Source organism: Dysgonomonas mossii (assembly GCF_004569505.1).
In the GTDB taxonomy this organism is placed as follows: domain Bacteria; phylum Bacteroidota; class Bacteroidia; order Bacteroidales; family Dysgonomonadaceae; genus Dysgonomonas.
In genome coordinates this window covers 702,622-723,534 of sequence record NZ_SPPK01000002.1, presented here as the reverse complement: position 1 = coordinate 723,534, position 20,913 = coordinate 702,622, and the positions used below count along the sequence as shown (strand labels likewise).

Annotated in this window: 20 protein-coding genes; 6 read left to right on the top strand and 14 right to left on the bottom strand. The window is 37.6% G+C overall.

From position 1 onward, the window contains the following. Positions 1-257 precede the first annotated feature (257 nt). On the bottom strand, positions 258-1,199 hold the full coding sequence (gene mdh, locus E4T88_RS08450) for a malate dehydrogenase (RefSeq protein WP_135105017.1): 942 nt from the start codon (positions 1,197-1,199) through the stop codon (positions 258-260). Between the two features lie 242 nt (positions 1,200-1,441). On the opposite strand from mdh, the gene E4T88_RS08445 reads away from it, so the two are divergent. Both E4T88_RS08445 and E4T88_RS08440 read left to right on the top strand, forming a co-directional pair. Next, positions 1,442-2,332, top strand: a complete 891-nt coding sequence (locus E4T88_RS08445; RefSeq protein WP_135105016.1) for a DUF8429 coiled-coil domain-containing protein — start codon at positions 1,442-1,444, stop codon at positions 2,330-2,332. Between the two features lie 18 nt (positions 2,333-2,350). Beyond that, complete coding sequence (locus E4T88_RS08440; RefSeq protein WP_135105015.1) at positions 2,351-2,845, top strand: GNAT family N-acetyltransferase; 495 nt, start codon at positions 2,351-2,353, stop codon at positions 2,843-2,845. On the opposite strand, the gene E4T88_RS08435 is transcribed toward E4T88_RS08440, so the two are convergent. From E4T88_RS08435 to E4T88_RS08400, 8 genes are all read right to left on the bottom strand, one after another. Next, positions 2,846-3,409, bottom strand: coding sequence for a pentapeptide repeat-containing protein (locus tag E4T88_RS08435; protein WP_135105014.1), 564 nt, complete (start codon positions 3,407-3,409; stop codon positions 2,846-2,848). 8 nt (positions 3,410-3,417) lie between these two features. Continuing rightward, on the bottom strand, positions 3,418-3,981 hold the full coding sequence (locus E4T88_RS08430) for an L-threonylcarbamoyladenylate synthase (protein ID WP_135105013.1): 564 nt from the start codon (positions 3,979-3,981) through the stop codon (positions 3,418-3,420). A gap of 3 nt (positions 3,982-3,984) precedes the next feature. Then, positions 3,985-4,512 carry a GNAT family N-acetyltransferase gene (locus tag E4T88_RS08425; protein WP_135105012.1) on the bottom strand — a complete coding sequence of 176 codons (528 nt, stop codon included), beginning with the start codon at positions 4,510-4,512 and terminating at the stop codon, positions 3,985-3,987. A gap of 19 nt (positions 4,513-4,531) precedes the next feature. Then, positions 4,532-4,987 carry a BT0820 family HAD-type phosphatase gene (locus E4T88_RS08420; protein ID WP_135105011.1) on the bottom strand — a complete coding sequence of 152 codons (456 nt, stop codon included), beginning with the start codon at positions 4,985-4,987 and terminating at the stop codon, positions 4,532-4,534. Between the two features lie 5 nt (positions 4,988-4,992). Further along, positions 4,993-5,442 (bottom strand): hypothetical protein, encoded by a 450-nt coding sequence (locus E4T88_RS08415; RefSeq protein ID WP_135105010.1) that lies wholly within the window; start codon positions 5,440-5,442, stop codon positions 4,993-4,995. Positions 5,443-5,450: 8 nt separating this feature from the next. Continuing rightward, positions 5,451-6,074 (bottom strand): recombination mediator RecR, encoded by a 624-nt coding sequence (recR, locus tag E4T88_RS08410; RefSeq protein WP_135105009.1) that lies wholly within the window; start codon positions 6,072-6,074, stop codon positions 5,451-5,453. A 134-nt stretch (positions 6,075-6,208) separates the two neighbouring features. Next, positions 6,209-7,033: an endonuclease VIII gene (locus tag E4T88_RS08405; protein ID WP_135105008.1), complete on the bottom strand. Its 825-nt coding sequence runs from the start codon at positions 7,031-7,033 to the stop codon at positions 6,209-6,211. Between the two features lie 35 nt (positions 7,034-7,068). Next, positions 7,069-9,438, bottom strand: coding sequence for a monovalent cation:proton antiporter family protein (locus E4T88_RS08400; RefSeq protein WP_135105007.1), 2,370 nt, complete (start codon positions 9,436-9,438; stop codon positions 7,069-7,071). Between the two features lie 329 nt (positions 9,439-9,767). On the opposite strand from E4T88_RS08400, the gene E4T88_RS08395 reads away from it, so the two are divergent. Beyond that, positions 9,768-10,940 carry an OmpA family protein gene (locus tag E4T88_RS08395; RefSeq protein ID WP_228093835.1) on the top strand — a complete coding sequence of 391 codons (1,173 nt, stop codon included), beginning with the start codon at positions 9,768-9,770 and terminating at the stop codon, positions 10,938-10,940. Between the two features lie 75 nt (positions 10,941-11,015). Here E4T88_RS08395 and E4T88_RS08390 read toward each other — a convergent pair whose 3' ends face one another. Further along, entirely contained in the window at positions 11,016-11,843 is an 828-nt protein-coding gene (locus E4T88_RS08390) for a TerC family protein (protein ID WP_135105005.1), read from the bottom strand. 357 nt (positions 11,844-12,200) lie between these two features. Between E4T88_RS08390 and E4T88_RS08385 the strand changes: the two genes are divergently transcribed. Both E4T88_RS08385 and tilS read left to right on the top strand, forming a co-directional pair. Beyond that, complete coding sequence (locus E4T88_RS08385) at positions 12,201-13,442, top strand: HD domain-containing protein (protein WP_135105004.1); 1,242 nt, start codon at positions 12,201-12,203, stop codon at positions 13,440-13,442. A gap of 30 nt (positions 13,443-13,472) precedes the next feature. Continuing rightward, entirely contained in the window at positions 13,473-14,798 is a 1,326-nt protein-coding gene (gene tilS, locus E4T88_RS08380; RefSeq protein ID WP_135105003.1) for a tRNA lysidine(34) synthetase TilS, read from the top strand. Positions 14,799-14,851: 53 nt separating this feature from the next. On the opposite strand, the gene E4T88_RS08375 is transcribed toward tilS, so the two are convergent. The 3 genes from E4T88_RS08375 to E4T88_RS08365 form a co-directional block, all read right to left on the bottom strand. Then, positions 14,852-15,334: a hypothetical protein gene (locus tag E4T88_RS08375; protein WP_135105002.1), complete on the bottom strand. Its 483-nt coding sequence runs from the start codon at positions 15,332-15,334 to the stop codon at positions 14,852-14,854. A 67-nt stretch (positions 15,335-15,401) separates the two neighbouring features. After that, positions 15,402-17,018, bottom strand: coding sequence for an ABC-F family ATP-binding cassette domain-containing protein (locus E4T88_RS08370; protein WP_135105001.1), 1,617 nt, complete (start codon positions 17,016-17,018; stop codon positions 15,402-15,404). Between the two features lie 166 nt (positions 17,019-17,184). Further along, a complete protein-coding gene (locus E4T88_RS08365) occupies positions 17,185-18,378 on the bottom strand; it encodes a lactonase family protein (protein ID WP_135105000.1) in 1,194 nt (397 codons plus the stop codon). 180 nt (positions 18,379-18,558) lie between these two features. Here E4T88_RS08365 and E4T88_RS08360 point away from each other — a divergent pair, with 180 nt between their 5' ends. After that, positions 18,559-18,819 (top strand): type B 50S ribosomal protein L31, encoded by a 261-nt coding sequence (locus E4T88_RS08360; protein ID WP_006843090.1) that lies wholly within the window; start codon positions 18,559-18,561, stop codon positions 18,817-18,819. Between the two features lie 78 nt (positions 18,820-18,897). Here the strand turns inward: E4T88_RS08360 and E4T88_RS08355 are convergent, their stop codons facing one another. Beyond that, a complete protein-coding gene (locus tag E4T88_RS08355) occupies positions 18,898-20,886 on the bottom strand; it encodes a DUF4954 family protein (protein WP_135104999.1) in 1,989 nt (662 codons plus the stop codon). Positions 20,887-20,913 lie beyond the last annotated feature (27 nt).

Below are 20,913 nucleotides of genomic sequence, written 5' to 3'. Positions count from 1 at the left end.
GTAACATTACCGATCCCTGTTAAAAATACTTCAGCGCAAGTATATATAAAAAGCAACACACAATTTTTGTCTACAAAAAGTAACACTTAACAATACATATTTTAATATCACTTTTTCTGCCATAATTTAACAAACAAAAATCCTTATTATATCAGATAAATTTAGCAAAGAAAAATACCCCTAGAATATAATAATAAAGGGACACTTCATATACATGAAGCATCCCTTCTCTTTTAGTCAAACTTTGCAAATAAGCGTTAGATAGCGTTTATTTCTTTCAGAACAGCATTTGTTTTGTGAACGGCTGCTGCTGATGCTTCAAATTTTTCTTTTTCGTCTGCTGTAAGTTTAAGGTCGATAACTTTTTCCCATCCGTTTTTACCTAAAACTACAGGCACACCAATACAAATATCATTTTGTCCGTATTCTCCTTCAAGAGACACGCAACAAGTAACTACCTTTTTCTGATCGTGAAGGATAGCTTCTACCACATAAGCTCCGGCAGCACCCGGTGCATACCATGCCGATGTACCAAGCAATCCGGTAAGAGTAGCACCACCAACCATCGTATCGGCAACAACTTTATCCAATGCCTCCTTAGATAAAAGGTCTGTTACAGGAATACCTTTATATGTAGCCAAACGAGTTACAGGGATCATTGTTGTATCTCCGTGTCCACCTATTACCATACCTTCTACTTCATTCGGATTGCATCCCAATGCTTCGCTTAAGTAATATTTGAAACGTGAGCTATCCAATGCACCACCCATACCTACAACACGGTGTTTAGGAAGACCTGTCACTTTAGATGCAAGATATGTCATTGTATCCATTGGGTTGGATATGATAACAAGAACAGCATTCGGTGAGTATTTAAGGATATTTTCTGCTACACTCTTCACAATACCGGCATTTACTCCGATTAGTTCTTCACGAGTCATACCCGGTTTGCGAGGAATACCCGAAGTAATAACAACTACATCAGAGTTAGCTGTTGCCGCATAGTCGTTAGTCACACCTTTTACACGTGTATCAAATCCCAACAACTGTACAGTCTGATTCATATCGATAGCTTTACCTTCCGATACACCTTCTTTTACATCAAGCATCACTACTTCATCAGCCACTTCATTAAACGCAAGAACGTTTGCACATGTAGCACCTACATTTCCGGCACCTACTACTGTTACTTTAGACATAATAATTTGATTTAATATATTAATTAATAATTTGATTCTTTCATATTGCAACAAGACTGAAACAGATACTAAACAATCTCGCCTAAAAGCCTAACAAATGTACATGCTTATTCTGAAATAAAGAAGATTTTGCTCGTCAAAAATACCCCTATTTTATTAAAAAAAGCGAAAGGTTTTTAAATGCCTTTTGTTCAATCTGTATAAATCCGTTATATTTGTAGTCGCAGATTTTTAACATCATCATGGATACAGAAAAAAAGAGTAATTCGAAAATATTAATTGGAATAATAGCCCTGCTTATTCTGGGAATAGGCATAGCTAGTTACTTTATATTCAACCAGAAGACTCAAATCGACGAACTGCAACAGGAAAGTGTTCTGAACAAACAGCAGCTGGAAGACGAGTACGAGAGCCTGTCGATGCAATACGAAGGGTTTAAATTGAATATAAAAAACGATTCACTTCTACAAAAGCTAACAAATGAACAAACTAAAGTTCAACGGTTACTTGAAGAGTTGAAGACTGTGAAAGCTGAAAATAAAGCTGAGATTTCCCGCTTGAACAAAGAGCTGGCAACTCTGCGCCAAATATTAAAGTCGTACATCGCACAGATCGACTCATTAAACAGGGCAAATGCTCAGCTAAGACAAGAAAAGCAGGAGATAACAAATAAGTATCAAGAAACATCAAAAACACTGAATCAGGTAACTCAGCAAAAGCAAGACTTGACCGAAAAAGTCACCAAAGCGGCCAAACTGGATGCAACGAATATAAGCGTGCAAGCTACAAACAGCAAGGGAAAAGTACAAAAGAAAATAAATAAAGTAGAGCAGCTGATAATCAATTTTACAATAACAAAGAATATTACTGCCGAGCCGGGTGAACGTACTATATATGCACGTATCATGAAACCCGATGATGATGTATTGACCAAAAGCAGAGCGAATACATTCGCTTACGAGAATGGAAATATCAATTACTCCATCAAGCGGGTTATAGAATACGGAGGCGAAGAAGTAGGTGTTACCATGTACTGGAATGTAGAAGAATATCTGATGCCGGGAACATACCGTGTAGATATTTTTGCTGATGGCAATAGAATAGGCAGTAGATCTTTCTCATTAGAGAACTAAAACCTTATTGATATATAAATGCAAATAGTAGAAGCTACTACAGACCATATTTATAATATCCAGGTACTATCAAATGTTATTTGGCCCGCTACATTTAGCAACATTCTTTCGCAAGAGCAGATAAGCTACATGATGGATATGATGTATAGTACGAGTTCGTTGGAAAAGCAGATGAATGAGTTAAATCATCACTATCTATTAGCCGAGGAAGATGGTGAATATTTAGGCTATTTATCATACGAGCTGAACTACAAAGGCACGCCAATAACCAAAATACACAAAATATATGTACTGCCTTCTATTCAAGGTAAAGGTGTAGGTCGCTTGTTTATAGATGCGGTGAGTAAACTTGCCCAGAAGAATAACAATACGCTTCTTTCGCTGAATGTAAACCGATACAACAAAGCGATTGATTTCTACAAACGAATGGGCTTCGATTTTTTCACAAGTGAAAATATTGACATCGGCAACGGATTCCTGATGGAAGACTATGTGATGAATAAAGACTTGTAACTAGTCGATAATAATATCAAATTGGTTTAGCAACCCCGCCAATCCATCTTTAGAAAAACATGCTTTTTTGATCTGATTCTGACTCAGATCTATTGAGTAATTATATGCAGTGGTAAAATCCACTTCCTGAATATTGGTATTATAAAAGATTGCTTCTTCTAAATCTGCTTCCAAAAATTTTGATTGTTTGAGGTCGGCTCCTCCAAAGTCAACTCCCTTTAATGAAGTATCCTTAAAACGAGTCTTACTCATTTTTCGCTTTTCGAAAGAGGCATAATCGAGTATGCAATTTTCAAAGTCGACATGAAAAATAAAATCGTGGCAATGATTAAATTTCACACCAAGCATCTTACAATTCTTAAAATGGATATTATTCAGAGTAGACTGATTGAGATCCGCCATCGACAAATTACAATCTATAAAAGAACAGTCCGTAAAAGTACAAGTGATCAGCTTCGAGTCCGAGAAATCGCATTTCGAAAAAGTACAATTATCAAAGGACTTCTTATGTAATCCTTCTACATAAGATTTACCTTCAAAGATTATGTCTTCACTAACAGTCATACCCTCTCCTACTCTCTGATTATTTTCACTTCTCCAGTTTTACCCAATTTTATGATACTCGATGCTTTCGATTTGCTTGTATCATCCTGCCTGTATTTTACAATATAATCTACACCTTGCTTTATCTCTTCACTTATATCATCAAAGTTAGCCGGTGCAGGCTCCCCGCTGATATTAGCAGATGTAGAAACCAAGGCTTTCCGAAAACGCTTACACAACTCTTGAGAAAACTTTTCTTTTGTGACACGGATAGCGAGACTACCGTCTTCTGCCATCAAATTAGGTGCAATATTTCGTGCACCATCATAAATTATGGTCAATGGTTTTTCGGATAACTCTATCAGATCCCACGCTAAAGAAGGAACTTCATCGATATAATAATCGAGCTTGATAGGATTATCGAGCAGAGTAATAAGGGCTTTACTATCAACCCTTCGCTTTAGTTCATATACACGATGTACAGCTTCCTCGTTGGTAGCATCACAACCTATTCCCCATATCGTATCGGTAGGATACAAAATCAATCCCCCAGACACAAGCACTTCAAAAGCCTTCTTTATATCTTCTTCCATAATTTATTTATCGTTAAGCAACTGAGAAAGATAAACATCTTCAAACTCTTCACCTCTTTGCAACCAGTCTTTCAATATTCCGACAGATTGATACCCAGCTTTCTCAAACAAGCTGATACTATTGGTATTGCTTTGGGCTATATATGCATATATTTGGTGAAGGTACAAAAAGTCGAAAGCATAGTTGCTCATCAGTTCCAAAGCTTGTTTGGCAAAGCCTCTTCTGCGATAGTCATCATCAATGAGGATGCCAATACCGGCTCTGCGGTTATGAGCATCGATATCGTAAAGATCAATGGTTCCGATAGTGGCTTTCTCTTCTACGAGGTCTATCATCAGGCGCAATTGTTTGCTTTGATATATATCCATCTCCAAAGAATCATTGATGTACTGCCTCAGCACCAATTTGGAATACGGGGCCAAAGTATTGCCATGATACCACAAGACTGTAGAATTTTCCCAACGATATAAGATTTCTAAATCTTCGGGTTCTACGGCTCGCAAAACGATATCTTTGTTTTTCAATAGCATTTTGTAAAAGACTTAGTAGTTAATAACTTCCTCTCTCAAACATTTCGCCCAAGCGTATAAAGAAATTCTTCTTTCTTCTCCTCGCTCTTTGGCTTTCTCCCGAAGACATCATTATATTTTCGAAGGAAACTTCTCCTCTTTCCATCGCTTTTATCGCATGATATATCACCCCCCAATCAGGAAGTCCTCCCAAATTGCGGTCGTCAATAAACAAATCTGCTGTTAATTTCCGAGACGCTGTTAACGAATCTTCCTCGGGATAATTCTTATTAGCTGCATAAAAATGCAACCCTTTATTTTTACAATAATCTACTGCTTCCTGCAACAGGCTGCCGTCTCGCACTGTCCAAAGAATAAGGATATGTCCATCTTGCTGCAACTGCAAAAGTGTTTCGATTGCAAAAGGAATGGGACGTCCGATTTTGGGATACTCATGTTCGACGATTGTTCCGTCAAAGTCTACTGCAATAACCATTTTATTTAATCTTTTATTTCTGATGTAGTATCGTTAGCTTCTTCTAAGGTCTTTCGGTTAGGATAACAAAAAAACAATGCAAATATAATTATAATTGTCATATAAACAGAGTTCTTTGAATCAAAGAGATACAGTCCCGCTATGTTCAATATAGCCGCCGCATCTAGTACAAACATACGCAAAATATAGGCAGGAAGATACTTCTCGAGAAACTTCTTGTGCTCCAACTCTGCTATCCTCCGATACTGAGTATGGAATAGTTTCAATGCGATTGGAATACTAGCCAACGATATTAGAATTGTATATTGTTCAAACACAACATTCGTATTTGTCGCGGTACCAAAAGTTAAACCCTTAGAGAATAATATAAATGTTAAAACAGTCAACAGCAAAAGAATGTTCGCCCAGAATAACAACATTAATGTTTTATATAGCTTTCGTTCTTTATTCTCCATTATGATTTTTACAATTTATATGACTCATTAAACAATGTCCTGTTCAGGATAGAGCGCCCCAATGTTACTTCATCGGCATATTCTATTTCATCTCCGATAGAAATCCCCCGTGCAATCATAGAAACCTTTATATCGAAAGATGATAATTTTTTATAGATATAGAAGTTGGTGGTATCGCCTTCCATCGTAGTACTTAATGCCAAAATAATTTCTTTCACATCACCCTTGGCTACACGTGCCACCAGGCTGTCTATCTCCAGATCGGAAGGGCCTATTCCATCTATCGGCGATATAATACCTCCCAACACATGATACAAGCCTTTGAATTGCATTGTATTCTCAATAGCCATTACCTCTTTTATATTCTCTACAACACAGATGGTGGCTGCATCACGAGACTTATCCAAACAGATAGGGCAAATTTCGTCATCACATATATTATGACAAACATTGCAATACTTCACTTCATGCTTCAAAGAAACCAATGCCTGAGCGAAACCTTCTACCATAGCATTGTCCTGCCTCAACAGATGCAAAATCAACCTCAAAGCCGTTTTACGCCCTATTCCGGGAAGCTTTGCGAATTCATTTACTGCATTTTCTAATAAAGCTGATGGATATTTTTGATTCATGATGCCTGAAAATTTTCGGATGCAAAGATAAGAATTATTTAAGGGATTTTCTCACTGATTCAAGACATCTTAAATCTATTTAAATATTATAAGAAGGTATTTTTAATACAATTAGAGAACAAGGCAGACTGCTTTCACTCTTTCTGACAACTCGGACAAAAGTAGATTGTACCACCCAGATATGCTTCCTTTACAATATCGCTTCCACAGATGGGGCATGGCTCTTTGTATGTTTTCTTGGATAAAAGGGTTCTATATTTACCCCAATTACCATAAAAATCCTTTTCAGTGTCACGGCCTCCTCTATCGGTCATATTACGCAAAGTAACCTTCAGCGAATGGAACAAATCTCCTTTTTCGAGATCAGACATTGTAGATATTTTCCGTTTGGGATGTATTCCTGCTTTGAAAAAGATATCTTGTAAAACACCATTACCCAAACCGGGAATCCGTTGTTGAGTACCAAGCAAGGCCTTTACCGACATATCTTTTTGTACACCGGCAAAGATTGAATCAAAATACGCCTCATCAAAAGCATCGCTCAATGGAGAAATACTGTTCAGACTTCCGGCATGATATACATTTTGCAACTGTCCCTCATAGGCATATATGGCTCCATACATAGATACTGTAAAAGCAAGACATGTCATATCCTCAAACAATATCAAAAGCTGGTGTTTCACCGGATATGTCTCGGTTGCCGTATAATATTTAAGGTTTGTACCGTCACTTATCGAAATATAAGTATCCTTGTCGCAGATAATATCAACAAAAGCTCCATGTCCTCTTACTGATTCTACTTCTCGCCCAACAAGTATATTACGATACAAAGCTGGGTTGCCATTGTACCATGTAAATTTGTGTGGACTGGTTGCCTGAATAACTTTTGCTATTCGTTTTCCTGTCAGGATGGTTTCAGCTTGTGAACTTATCGTTGCCGATTCGGGTATTTCTATCATACCTACACTTATAGGTTAATAATATAATAGTAGTTTTAGGATGCAATCGATGATGCTTTTATATTTTCCTCAAACGAATTTAGTTTATTTTTTTCACCCGCCAACCATATTACGTCGCCTTCTTGGAACACAAAGTCGGAAGTGAAATTAATAATAGATTCATCTCCCCTATCGATACCAATCACCATACATTCTGTTTTTTCGCGGATACCGGCATCTACAATAGATTTATCAATAAGCGGAGATCCCGGTTCTACAAGATACTGGGATAAGCATATATGATATTCGGCTTCTTCCTCCATGAGCAAATCCTGCTCGGTCTTTTCCTCCAAATATTGAGACAGCTTTTGCATTTCCTCATCCGAGCCCGAAACAACTAATTTATCAAATGGATATATACGTGTGTTTCCATCAGGGATATTAATCTTATTGCATCCTCTTACGATGGTTACAATATTTACACCTGTTTTTTGTCTAAAGTCTAATTCCCGCAAGGTTTTTCCGATATTGGAAAACGACTGAGATATTTCAAATTCAGCGATATGTATATTCTTCGAACGCAGATCATTCGCTACAGTTGGTAGAATCGCTGCATTTTTCTCTTTTAATTTTTGTTTCAGGTTTAGATTTTCAAGAAATCGCGCCTCGATCCTACGAGACTGAGCCTTGAACCCTTGAGAGAATATAATCAACGTTACAACAACCAATGAGATAATAACCATCAATATTGTAAGCCTTGGGAATAGAGGAATCAATACCATTAGCACTAATACAATACAGATAATAATCCGGAACACAATCAACGAAACCAATGCTCCTCTGTTTAGTCGGTTATCCTTCCACAGATTTTTGAACTCTTCGGAGCGATTTTTCTTCATCATAATGGCACGTAAGAATGGAGCCATCAGAGTGAGTGTGATAATTGCTGCTAAAATCTGTCCCCAGATACTTCCGGGCACGTACTCTACAATATATGGTGTGATAAAATTCTGGAACACCAACAAGATAGCCAAAGATATAGTGAAATATACAGCGACTAAAGTGAGTATGCTTTTGAGTAATTTCTTCCAGTCATTTTGCTTATTCACGGTATCGTATCCCGATGCTCCATATCCATCTTTAATCTTGGCAAATTTATCGGGAACCCTCTTTTCCAACCAGCCGTATGCCGTATCGGAGAGCTTAATACAATACGGAGTAGTGAATGTTGTAATTACCGACACTGCTACTATGATCGGATACAGTGTATCTGTAATAACACCAAGACTAACGCCCAAAGTAGCTATAATAAAGGAGAACTCCCCTATCTGTGCGAGACTGAATCCCGACTGCATCGCCACTTTCAGGCTCTCACCCGAAGCCATGACACCTAATGTTGCAAAAATAATCCGTCCGATAAGCACAACCAAAGTAAGAATTATCACCAGCACGCCATATTCGGCAATAATAGCCGGATCGATCATCATACCCACAGATACGAAGAAGACAGCACCAAACAGATTCTTCAGAGGTTCCATGAGGTGCTCGATATGTTTAGACTCGATTGTCTCTGCCAATATAGATCCCATTATAAAAGCACCTAAAGCGGCCGAAAAGCCAACAATAGAAGCAAAGAGAACCATACCAAGGCAGAGCCCGATTGCCACAATTAACAAGGTCTCATCATTCAAATACTTTTTCAGCTTTTTGAGTATTGTGGGTATCATATAAATACCTACAATAAACCAAATAAGCATAAAGAAGAACAGTTTTACGACACTGTTTGCCAATTCACCGCTTTCTATATGCTGGCTCGACGCAAATGTTGTCAGCAAAACCATCATTATGATAGCCGCAATATCCTCAACAATAAGCATCCCGAACACGATTCCTGCAAACTTTTTCTTTTGCAGCCCCATATCATTAAAGGCTTTGATGATAATAGTAGTAGACGACATAGAGAGCATGCAGCCCAGATAAATGCTATCCATCCGGGTCCAATCATCTATGAGATTTACAATGAATAGCTGCCCCGCCAGGTAGCCAATTATTATCATAGAACCCAAGTTGATAAGAGTAGCAATAGAAGCTTTACCGCCAACGTCCATCAGTTTTTTGAAACTAAATTCGAGACCTAAAGCGAAGAGTAGAAAAATTACGCCAATCTCTGCCCAGATGCCGACATTACCCATATCGGATATTTCAGGTAGGGTTTTGAATATAGATCTTACACTTTCATCCGATGCTCCCGATATATCTATAACGAGTTTCTCTATGAATTTTTTGAAGTGAAGACTTGCCAAAAATCCTGCAACAATGTATCCCAATACGACAGGTTGTTTTAGCCATTTGAATATAATAGTAACTATTCCGGCAGTTATTAATATAATTGCCAGATCACTTATAAAATCAGGAAGGTGAGCCATATAATTTTATTTTCTGCAATAAAAATTCAGTATAATTTGATATAAAAATATTCGTTCTTGTTAACAGAACGTACAAAAATGAGGTTTTTTCGATGTCTAAAATTATCAAAAAAAAATGATTCTCGAAAATAAATAACCAAAAAGTCATAAATTGCATCCTTCGCTACTTTTACTTATTTTATCATTTTTATTGCATCAATAATATATTTATGTTAGCTTTGGTGCTAGTTTTTTTAGGTTCGATGTAAAAAAAACACTTACATAACATAATGATTCAAAACAATCCAGCTCTATTTTTACACTACAGACTGGAATTAAAACACAAAAAAATGAAAAAGATTATTTTATTAATTGTTTCCGTCATTATAGCAGGAAGCTATAGTTTTGCACAAGAGAAGGCTTATGCCCCAACTTCTTTTTGGGATCATTGGTTTATACAAGGTCAGGTCGGAGGATCTTATACCGTAAGCGAATTCCATAGCAAAGCTAAGTTTGGAGATCTCATAACTCCTCACGTAGCTATATCGGCAGGAAAATATTTCTCACCTGTAGCCGGAGCGCGTTTACAAGTGGGTGGATGGCAATCGAAAAACTATCTTGAATATACGTTAAATAAACAAGTGAAAACCGGAACTTACAAAGTGGATTATATACAAACAAGCGTTGATGGTTTACTTAATTTAACAAATCTATTCATGCCTTATAGCCCGGAGAGAGGTTTTAACCTGATTGGTATTGCCGGTATCGGTTATGCTCATGGTTTTGGAAAAGATAATATCGAAGGACTGGGAAGCATAGGTAGAACGAACAGCATTATACCACGCGTCGGATTTCAAGGAGACTTCCGTATAAGCGAAGCAGTAAGCCTTAACCTTGAGGTAATAGGCAACCTATATCCTGATAACTTCAATGGTGTGGTAGCCGACAAAAAATATGATGGTATTGTAAGTGCTCTTATAGGTCTTACTTACAACTTCACCAAAGGCGGGTTTAAGATGGTTGATGAAGCAGACCCTGCTGCAATCAGATCGATGAACGATAAGATCAACGAACTAAGAGGACAGATAGGAAGCAAAGATTCGGAAATCAGCAGATTAAAACAAGAGCTGGCCGTTAAACCTGAACCTCAGATCGTAATAGAAAAAACGAAAGAGATCAAGGAACAAACAGAAGTATTGATGAATGCTGTTGTTGTATTCCATATTGGTAGTGCAAAACTTGAAAAGAATCAAGATATCAACATTTACAATGCAGCTCGTTATCTGAAAGATAATCCACAGGTAAATGTTATAGTAACAGGATATGCCGACAAGAGCACAGGTACTACTGCTATAAACCAAAGACTTTCTGAACAACGTGCTGAGGCTGTAGCCAACGTGCTTGTAGAAGAGTATGGTATCTCAAGAAGCAGAATAACAACCAAAGCCAGCGGAGATAGAGAACAACTATTCCCTACTGATCAGTGGAATCGTGTAGTTGTATTTACTGCCGTTACAAAGTAAAAAGTTCCTGCAAAAATAAACAAGAGGCTGCCTCACTTTCGATGAGGCAGCCTCTTGTCATATAAGAACATTCAATTATTTTTCTTTTTCTACAATTTCCGAATCAATAAGCTTTACAGGCTTTGATTTTTTGCGAAGTTTCATATTCAGAAACTCTACAAGCAAAGAGAATGCAATGGCAAAATAAATATATCCTTTAGGTATTTCACCCACCACTGTTCCAAATATAGATAGGCTAGATAAATGTGCTGCTTCTACTATTAGCATAACCCCTATCAATATCAGAAAAGAAAGCCCCAACATCTGAATAGTGGGATGATCATTTACAAAACGGCTTACCGGTCCGGAGAATAACAGCATTACCATTACAGCCAAAACGACTGCCGTTACCATTATGGTCATAGCACCCACATAGCCAAACTCGCTGAAACTTACAAGTCCAACAGCAGTAAGTACACTATCAAAAGAAAAAACAATATCAAGTGCCACGATCTGGGCAATAACTCCCCAAAAACTGGTTTTTGACCTGGTTGTAACCGAATCACTTTCGCCTTCTAGTTTATGATGTATTTCAGTCACACTTTTGTATAATAGGAAAAGCCCTCCTACTAATATAATGATACTCTGCCCCGATATAGACCCATCGAGCCATTGTGTATCAAAACTAATAATAGGCTTGGTGAGCTTCATCAGCCACGATATACAAAAGAGCAAGGCAATACGAAAAAGCATAGCCAAAATAAGACCCACAGTACGGGCTTTGGGCTGCTCTTTGGCAGGAAGCTTAGCTGATACTATAGACAAAAATACAATATTGTCTATACCAAGTACAATTTCCAGAAAGGATAAAGTCAGAAGTGCAATCCACGCACTAGGCAAAAAGAACGTTTCTAGAATTTCCATCTTTATTTTTTTGTGTCAAAATTAATAAACATTTTGACACAAAAAAGAATCAATGTTTTTTTTCGAGATAGTCTTTTATTACAGCATTTCCGTCTGTCTTTATCAATCCCAGTATATACTGAATCTTAAGCTGCAGTTTTCTTAGTTTTGTTTTTAGTTTTATCTTCAATTTTGCTTTCTTAATACATTCTCAAGAGACAAATATAAAACACAAAATATACATATACAACTTATTAGGTTAAATATTAACTTCGTTTAATTTTATTTTTGTCAAGGCTACATATTAAAAAATATATTTATAAAATATGATGTATCTTTGTTTAAATATCAATAAATACATATAATCTCACAATATAGATGGCCATAAAGAAAAAGATAATCAACGACCCTGTTTTTGGTTTTATTACGATACCGAACCTGTTTTTATATAAACTGATTCAGCATCCTCTCCTCCAGCGGCTAAACCGTATCAGGCAAATGGGATTAGCTTTTTTTGTATATCCCGGAGCACAACACACACGCCTACACCATTCCATAGGGGCTATGTACCTGATGGATGAGGCAATAAAGGTTTTACGAATAAAGGGGCATGAAATAACAGACGAGGAGGCAAATGGAGCGTTAGCTTGCATATTGCTACACGATGTGGGTCATGGGCCGTTCTCTCATGCGTTGGAACATACGCTGACAAATGGTATTCATCACGAAGATTTTTCTTTGGCGCTTATGAATTACCTAAACAAAGAACTAAAAGGGGAATTAAGCACATGTATATCAATATTCAAGAATGAATATCCAAAAAAATTCCTGCACCAGTTAGTCAGCGGGCAGCTCGATGTTGATCGCCTCGACTATCTTCGGCGTGATAGCTTTTTTACAGGTGTGACCGAAGGAAATATCGGTTCGGCTCGTATCATAAAAATGCTTGATCTAAAAAACGACAAACTGGTAGTAGAAGCCAAAGGCATTTACTCTATCGAAAACTTCCTGACCTCGCGTCGGTTGATGTATTGGCAGGTGTACCTTCACAAGACGGCAGTTGCCGCCGAAAAGATGTTGATAAAAGTTCTGATACGAGCTAAAGAATTAACAAATAATGGAGTTAACTTATTTGCATCTCCTGCTTTGCAATATTTTTTACAAAAAAACATAGATAAAGCCTATTTCGAAAAGAAAATGGACGAAGTACTGCTTCACTTTGTTAAATTAGATGATAATGACATTTGGAGCGCACTAAAGGTATGGGCTGATCACGATGATGTTGTATTATCCAAATTGAGTGATTGCCTTGTAAACAGAAAATTGTTTAAGATAGAAATAACGAATGAAGAGCTTCCGGCCTCCTATATACAGAAGTATATAGAGCGATATATGAGTGAATTTAATATTACAGAAAATGAAGCGTCCTATTTCTGTTCATCAGATGTTATCTACACGAATATGTATAATGAAGTGGACGACAGCATCGATATTTTATATAATGATGGCACAATAAAAGACATATCTGAGGCTTCGGACATGCTGAATATACAGCTGCTATCAAAAAAAGTAGAAAAGCACTATTTTTCCTATCTTAAAATATTACCGACAAACAATTAAAATAAAGATATATTACTTTTGTACTTAATTATGAATATAGTACAGGTCGAACAATATATAGACGAGAACCAACTGTTAGAAGACGGTAGCAAGGTTATTGTAGGGGTTAGCGGTGGAGCAGACTCAGTCGCTCTACTGGATATCCTGCACACGCTGAAATATAAGTGTGTGGTGGCACATTGCAACTTTCATCTTCGGGGAGAAGAGTCTAATCGTGATGCTTTTTTCGTAGAAGAATTATGCCAGAAGTACAACCTTAAATATGAAAGGATAGATTTCGATACAGAGGCCTATGCCGAGATTCATTCTATCTCGATAGAAATGGCAGCAAGAGAATTGCGATATAGCTGGTTTGAACAAATAAGAACAATCCATCTGGCTGATAAGATTGCAGTTGCACATCATCGTGACGATTCGGTAGAAACCATACTGCTAAATCTGATCAGAGGAACAGGAATAAGAGGGTTGACCGGAATAGCTGCCCAAAACAATAACATCATTCGCCCTCTTCTATGCCTCAGCAGAAAAGACATCTTAGAGTATCTTAAAGACAGGGGACTGAAATATGTAGATGATAGCACCAACAATGAGGACTTGTATACACGTAATAAGATAAGGCTAAATATTATCCCATTACTGGAAACTATCAACCCATCGGTAAAAGATTCCATTATTCGTACAGGCGATCATTTATCGCAGGTGGAGAATATATATAATTTTTATATCCAACAGGTAAAGACTGATGTGTTGAGTGACGATAGCATCAATATCCGAACGCTGATTAAATATTTAGAGCCGGAAGCGATACTCTATGAGTTGCTTGCTCCTTACAATTTTAATACAGCAACAGTAAGACAAATTTTTGAATCGATAATAAGTCAATCCGGGAAGATATTTTACTCCGACACACACAAGCTGATTAAGGATAGGGAATTCTTTATAATAAAGAAAAGGGAGAAGCTCTCAGTAGACAGCTTTCTGATAAGGGAAGAAGATCGCTTGATGAACTATCCATTACAGCTATCTATCGAAACAATCCAAATAGATAATGGCTTTGTAATAGAGAAAAATAAAAATATTCTATATCTGGATAAAGATAAAATAAAATTCCCGCTAACACTCAGAAGGTGGCATCAAGGCGATTGGTTTATCCCATTCGGAATGAAGGGCAAGAAAAAGGTAAGCGATTATTTCACCGATCAGAAGTTTAGTTTGTTCGAAAAAGAAGAAGCCTGGCTACTTTGCTCAGAAAATGATATTGTGTGGATTGTCAGCGAACGTTCCGACGATCGATTTAAGATAGACAAATCTACCAAGCAAATCCTAAAAATACAGATAACAGATAATCCATTATAAAAAAGCACCTCTATCTATAAAAAGATGAGGTGCTTTTGTATTTAGTTTGACTCTTATTTCAATTCGTACCCAGCTTCCTTTGCGTATGCTTTTTGGGTATTTGCTAACTGCTCAAAACTCGCATTATAAGCATCCATTTTAGCATCATATTCGTCCGAAATCTTATCGAACTCTTCGTCCGAAGACTCTTCTGTTAAAGTAGTATATTTCCTTCCGGCTTCTACGATTGCTCTTAGATCTTGGTATGTTTTCAAAGCAGCATTTTTAAATTCCTCTGCACCTTTTGGAGCTTCTAAGGCTTTCACAATATCTAGTTCAGCGTCTATCTTTACCAATGCACTATCTGTTGCAGCAGCAATACTTTCATAAGAACCGGAAGCAATAGCCGCAGAAAGAGTCTCTGTATACGAATCGCTTACATGAGAAATCGTCTCATTCGCCTCTACAATTGTATCGTTAAATTTAACAGGAGATGTTCCTCCACAAGAAGTTAAAATAAGACTTACTGTGAGTAATGATAATAATAATTTTTTCATTTCTAATTATGTTAAGATTTTTAATAAGAAATCAAAGATAGCTAAAACATATATTGAAGCCAATCTTTTAGGAAGATAAGGCTCTCTTCTTAGCCAAGAACTCTTTGATTCCTCCGATATGCTCACGCACTTTTTTATCCGAAAATTCATAGACTTTTGTCACCAGCCCATCCAAGAAATCACGGTCGTGGGAAACAAGGATAACTGTTCCATCATAGTCTAGTAAAGCATTCTTCAGCACCTCTTTAGTCTTCAAGTCCAAGTGGTTTGTAGGCTCATCGAGAATAAGCAGATTTACAGGTTCAAGCAACAGCTTTATCATAGCTAAGCGTGTTCTCTCCCCTCCCGAAAGTACTTTTACTTTCTTCTCCGAATCGTCCCTGTTAAACATAAACGCTCCCAGAATATTACGAATTTGAGTACGTATATCCCCTTCGGCAACCCGATCGATAGTCTCAAAAACTGTGAGATCTTCATCTAACAAATCAGCCTGATTCTGTGCAAAATAACCGACCTGTACATTATGTCCTAAAAGTATACTGCCATCGTATGATGTTTCGCCCATCACGCATTTTACAAATGTAGATTTTCCTTCTCCGTTCTTTCCTGCCAAAGCAATTTTCTCGCCACGCTCTATCATTAGATTGGCATTTTCAAAAACCAGATAGTCATCATATTTTTTCGTTACCATATCTACTGTCAACGGATAATTGCCTGAACGTGTAGCCGGCTGGAAGCGAATACGGATTTGCGATTTGTCTTCTTCATCTATCTCCACACGCTCCATCTTTTCCAATTGACGGATACGGCTTTGAACAAGTACCGCTTTAGCCGCTTGCGCTCTAAAGCGTTCTATAAATTCTTCTATCTCGGCTATCTGTTTTTGTTGAGCCTCCCATGCATGTATTTGCTGTTGGCGACGTTCCTGTCTGAGCTCTATATATTTAGAATAGTTTACCTTATAGTCGTAAATACGCCCCATGGTTAATTCAATCGTACGTGTAGTTACGGCATCGATAAAAGCACGGTCGTGGGAAATAAGAACGACAGCTTTTGCCTGAGTATTTATAAAGTCTTCGAGCCAACCAATAGATTCTATATCAAGGTGATTTGTAGGCTCATCGAGCAACATTACATCGGGATTACTCAACAAGAGTTTAGCAAGTTCGATACGCATACGCCATCCTCCACTAAATTCGTTGGTAGGACGATCGAGATCGGCACGCTTAAAACCCAGACCAAGTAATGCTTTTTCTACTTCACCTTCAAAGTTGACATCTTCTACCATCGCCAAGCGTTCGTGGGCATGAGTAAAGTCATCTATCAGTTTGGCATAATCATCAGATTCGTAGTCCGTACGTGTTTCCAACTGCTTATTCATATCCTCAATCTTTGCTTGCAGATCGAAGATATAAGAGAATGCTAAAGATGCTTCTTCACGGACTGTACGCTCATCGGTAATTTTCATTACCTGAGGAAGATACCCAACGGTAACACCATCAGGCCCGGTTATCGTCCCTCTGAAGTGCGTATTGACACCTGCCAGAATTTTGAGCATAGTACTTTTTCCCGCTCCATTCTTACCAACAAGCGCAATTTTATCTTTATCATTAATGATATAGCTGATATTATCGAACAATACTCTATCCCCTAACTCAACTTTTAAGCTGTCAACAATTAACATCGAATCTGTATTTTATTTTTTGAAGGTGCAAAGGTAGAGAAAAATAAGACACGAAATATCAAAACGAATTACTGTTAATCGTTATCGTTGGAAATAGCAAAGAGAAGAGACGGTCATCTCCTCTCTTCTGAATAATAAAAAGATAAGTAATATTTTTAGCCTTACCTTACTTGAATGAAGTAAATTTCAGGCAAACAGGCATATCCAGTTCTATATCCTTATATGTATTTTCTAATAAGCCTGTAACCCTGTCTATAAGGAATATTTGGATGACATCATTATCACGACTTGCCACCAATAAGAATTTACCATTCGGAGTAATCACGAAATTACGTGGATGCACTCCTGTTTCCTGATAGCCAACTTTGGTTAACTTACCATCTGCCTGATTTATAGAGAATATTGCGATACCATCTCCTTTCAGGCGGTTGGATGCATAAAGGAATTTGCCGTCAGGCGACACATGAATATCAGCACTACCCTTTGCGCCAAGCGTATCAGCTTGGATTGTCTGAATTTGAGTCAGATTACCGGCGTTAGCATCGTAGTTGAATGCGATAACAGCGCCCGAAAGTTCATTGATGAGGTATGCATACTTTCGATTCGGATGAAAATCAAGATGTCTTGGTCCCGATCCGGGTGCTACATCAAAAGCAGCAGGTGTTCCTACTTTGAGATAGTTCCCCTCATTACTTTCATTTATCGCGAATTTATGTATTTTATCTGTTCCCAAATCATCAGCGAACAAATATTTCCCATCAGGAGAATAGCGTACACAGTGTAGATGAGGAGCTTTCTGACGCTCTGCATCTGCCCCTTTTCCTGTAAAACGAATCAATTGAGCAGCAGTAGTCAGCGTTCCGTCACCATTAATATTAAAGGCTGTAATACTACCACCCGAATAATTAGCGGTAACAACATGCTTGCCTGTATTGTCTAACTCTATATAACAAGGGTCTGCACCACCTGTCAATTGCGAATTTAGAAGTTTTAGAGTGCCATCTTTCTTATCGAAAACAAAAGCATTGGCCGCAGCTTTTGCGTCTCCGGTTTCGGAAACAGAATAAACATGCGTACCTTCTTTATTGATAGTAAGGTATGATGGATTGGTCACCTTAACCACACTTTTATATTTGGAAAAACCTGAAACGGTATCAAATTGATAAACATAAATACCTTCGCTCTCGCCTGTTGTATATGTACCCACCAGCAAGTACAAACTTGTTTCGTCTGAGATAGTTTCTGCACTCATATTTGTTGTACCCGACGGATCAATATTTGAATTATCCACATTTGTTTTTTGTTTGCAAGAAATAAGGGAAAGAACAGCGAAAGCTGAAAATAAAATATATTTACGCATAATACTCTATTTTATGTAAAAGATGAACCTGAAAAATGTTTACTAGAACAAAAGAAGGCAAAAATTATTAGTTTACGGCATTTTTTCAATACAAAATTCAAAAGAAATATTTTGCTTTAATAAGATTAAAAAGCTATCTTTGTCGGCTGAAAAAGAAGAAACAATTTAAACTACTATAAAATGAAGAAAGATATTCATCCAGCAAACTATCGTCCGGTTGCTTTCAAGGATATGTCAAACGATGAGGTATTTATTTCACGTTCAACTATCAATGCTAAAGAAACTATCGACATAGATGGTGTTACTTATCCATTGGTGAAGCTTGAAATCACAAGTTCTTCTCACCCGTTCTATACAGGAAAACAAAAACTTGTAGATACAGCAGGACGTGTTGATAAGTTTATGAACCGTTACGCTAAGCGTACACAACCAAAGAAATAATTGTAATTTAATTACAAGTTTAACTAAAAAAGGCTATTCGAATGAATAGCCTTTTTTAGTATGTATATGTCAATTATTTTAACTAACTACATTTTCCAATTTAGTTATAGTCTCGTTGCCTAGTTTGGTCTTCGATTCGATATGCTTCAACACAGTCTCCACAAAAGGATTTTCCTCAAAAATACCACGCACTTGTTCAAAGTCTATTTTTTGCTGATGCTTATCTCCATCCACACCAAAACCTGTATGAGAAGATAAAGAAAACTCTTTCTTAGCATCCTCGTAAATCATTCTATCCAGCTCTACAACAGCTTCTTTCCATTGACTAACAATATCAATAATATCCTGAGCGGTAACTGTATCCAACGACAAGTTATAATATTGCTGTATCTTATCCCATGCCCAAGTCCATTCCAGTGAGTAATAGTTTTTATGCAGTTGCTCAAAAATAGCATTCATCTCACTCACATGTTTTATATTATCTGATTCTATATCATCTATAAGCTTATCTATCTCAGAACGAGGAACAAGCATACCTCCCACATCACTCCATTCATTCAGTCCCACTTCGGTGTCAGGTTTCAAACACTCCCTGATTTCCTCATTGCTAGTGTATGAACACTTCGATAAGCGTGAAATAATAGAGTTCCCAAGAAACTTGTTAATAGCCATATTGTACAATTTCAATCCTCTCTTCAGAGAAGTTCCTTTGATACGGCAACTCTGATATGTGTATGATCCCGATGTTTCGCCACAGGTCTCTTTCAGCCCTTCCAATATTTCGATTGCCTTAAACATTTTCTGTATTGTATAAGGACTTAGTAGGTTGAAGTTTATCTGATCTAGTTTTTCAGGATCTTTTCGTCTATCTCTTTTCGGAAATTTCTGTGCATCACGAATCGTACCTACACTTCGCAAGTTAATACCGGGAACCAATACCGACTCATCTTTATCCTCTATCAGATAAGAGAACGGCATATTGGAGGTATCTGCATTATAATAGTGGCGTCCCATAATAAGAGAAAAAGCTCCGATGCGCGAAGGCCATAGGATATACGAATTACTGGTTGTTTTTCCTCCACGCTCTACAATACCCTGATGGATAGGCCCCAACTTGTACATGTGATTACTCTGGTTAGATCCCGAACCTGCATTCATAAAAGAAAACATTCCAGCAATCAAGAGTGTAGACTTGTGATGAGTTACTGTATAAGGCCCGGCAAATAAAGCACAGGCTTCACCATTCTCACCCTGACAATTGCTAAAGAATAATGAATCGCTCGCCGAATAAGTATGCCCCAATTGGCATGATTGCCCTACAAAGCAGCGGGTAAGCATCGTACCGTCTTCAACTCGTGAACCCGAACAGACAATAAAGTCATTCGCCATTACGCTATACCCGATATGAACAGGATCGTACTGATTACTGTTAATACTTCCGTTCTCAAGATGTCGTGCTCCTTCTATTGTGGCATAGTCTCCGATGTGTACATTTTTTATTGCTCCTGCATTTACAATCGTCACATTATCGCCTATGTATCCAAAATCAGAGGTGCGTTCTTTGGCATAATCAGCGACCATACCCTGAAGTTTTTTTATCAATACAGGTCGATGACGATAGAAAGAAAGAATATAGGCAAAATGAGCACTCAGTTTATCATAGATCATAACCTCGCGCCCGCCCGTTTCGTTTAATACCGAAACCTCTATTCCATTTCCAAACGATGATTGTCCTTCTACATAGAGATGATGTATGTTTTGTATGCGCACATTACTGCCAATACGATAGTTGGCTATATAATTCAGTACATTTTCGATAAGTACATTGTCACCCAATTCACAATTATGGAGGCAAGTATGCTTCAGACCCGAATGCTTTTTCAGCCCTCCGGGCAATGTGAATTCATCCTCAAAAACACCTAACTTAACTTTGCCCGAAAAATTGGTATGTTTAATATAGTCCGGTTTGAAATTTTTATGTACCGAAATATTGTTCCAGTTATCGGCTAAGCAGCCCTGACTCTCTAGTCTTGTTATTTCTTCCGGGGTTAGATTTCTGTAATCCATATATTATATTTAGATTAAAGGTTGAAT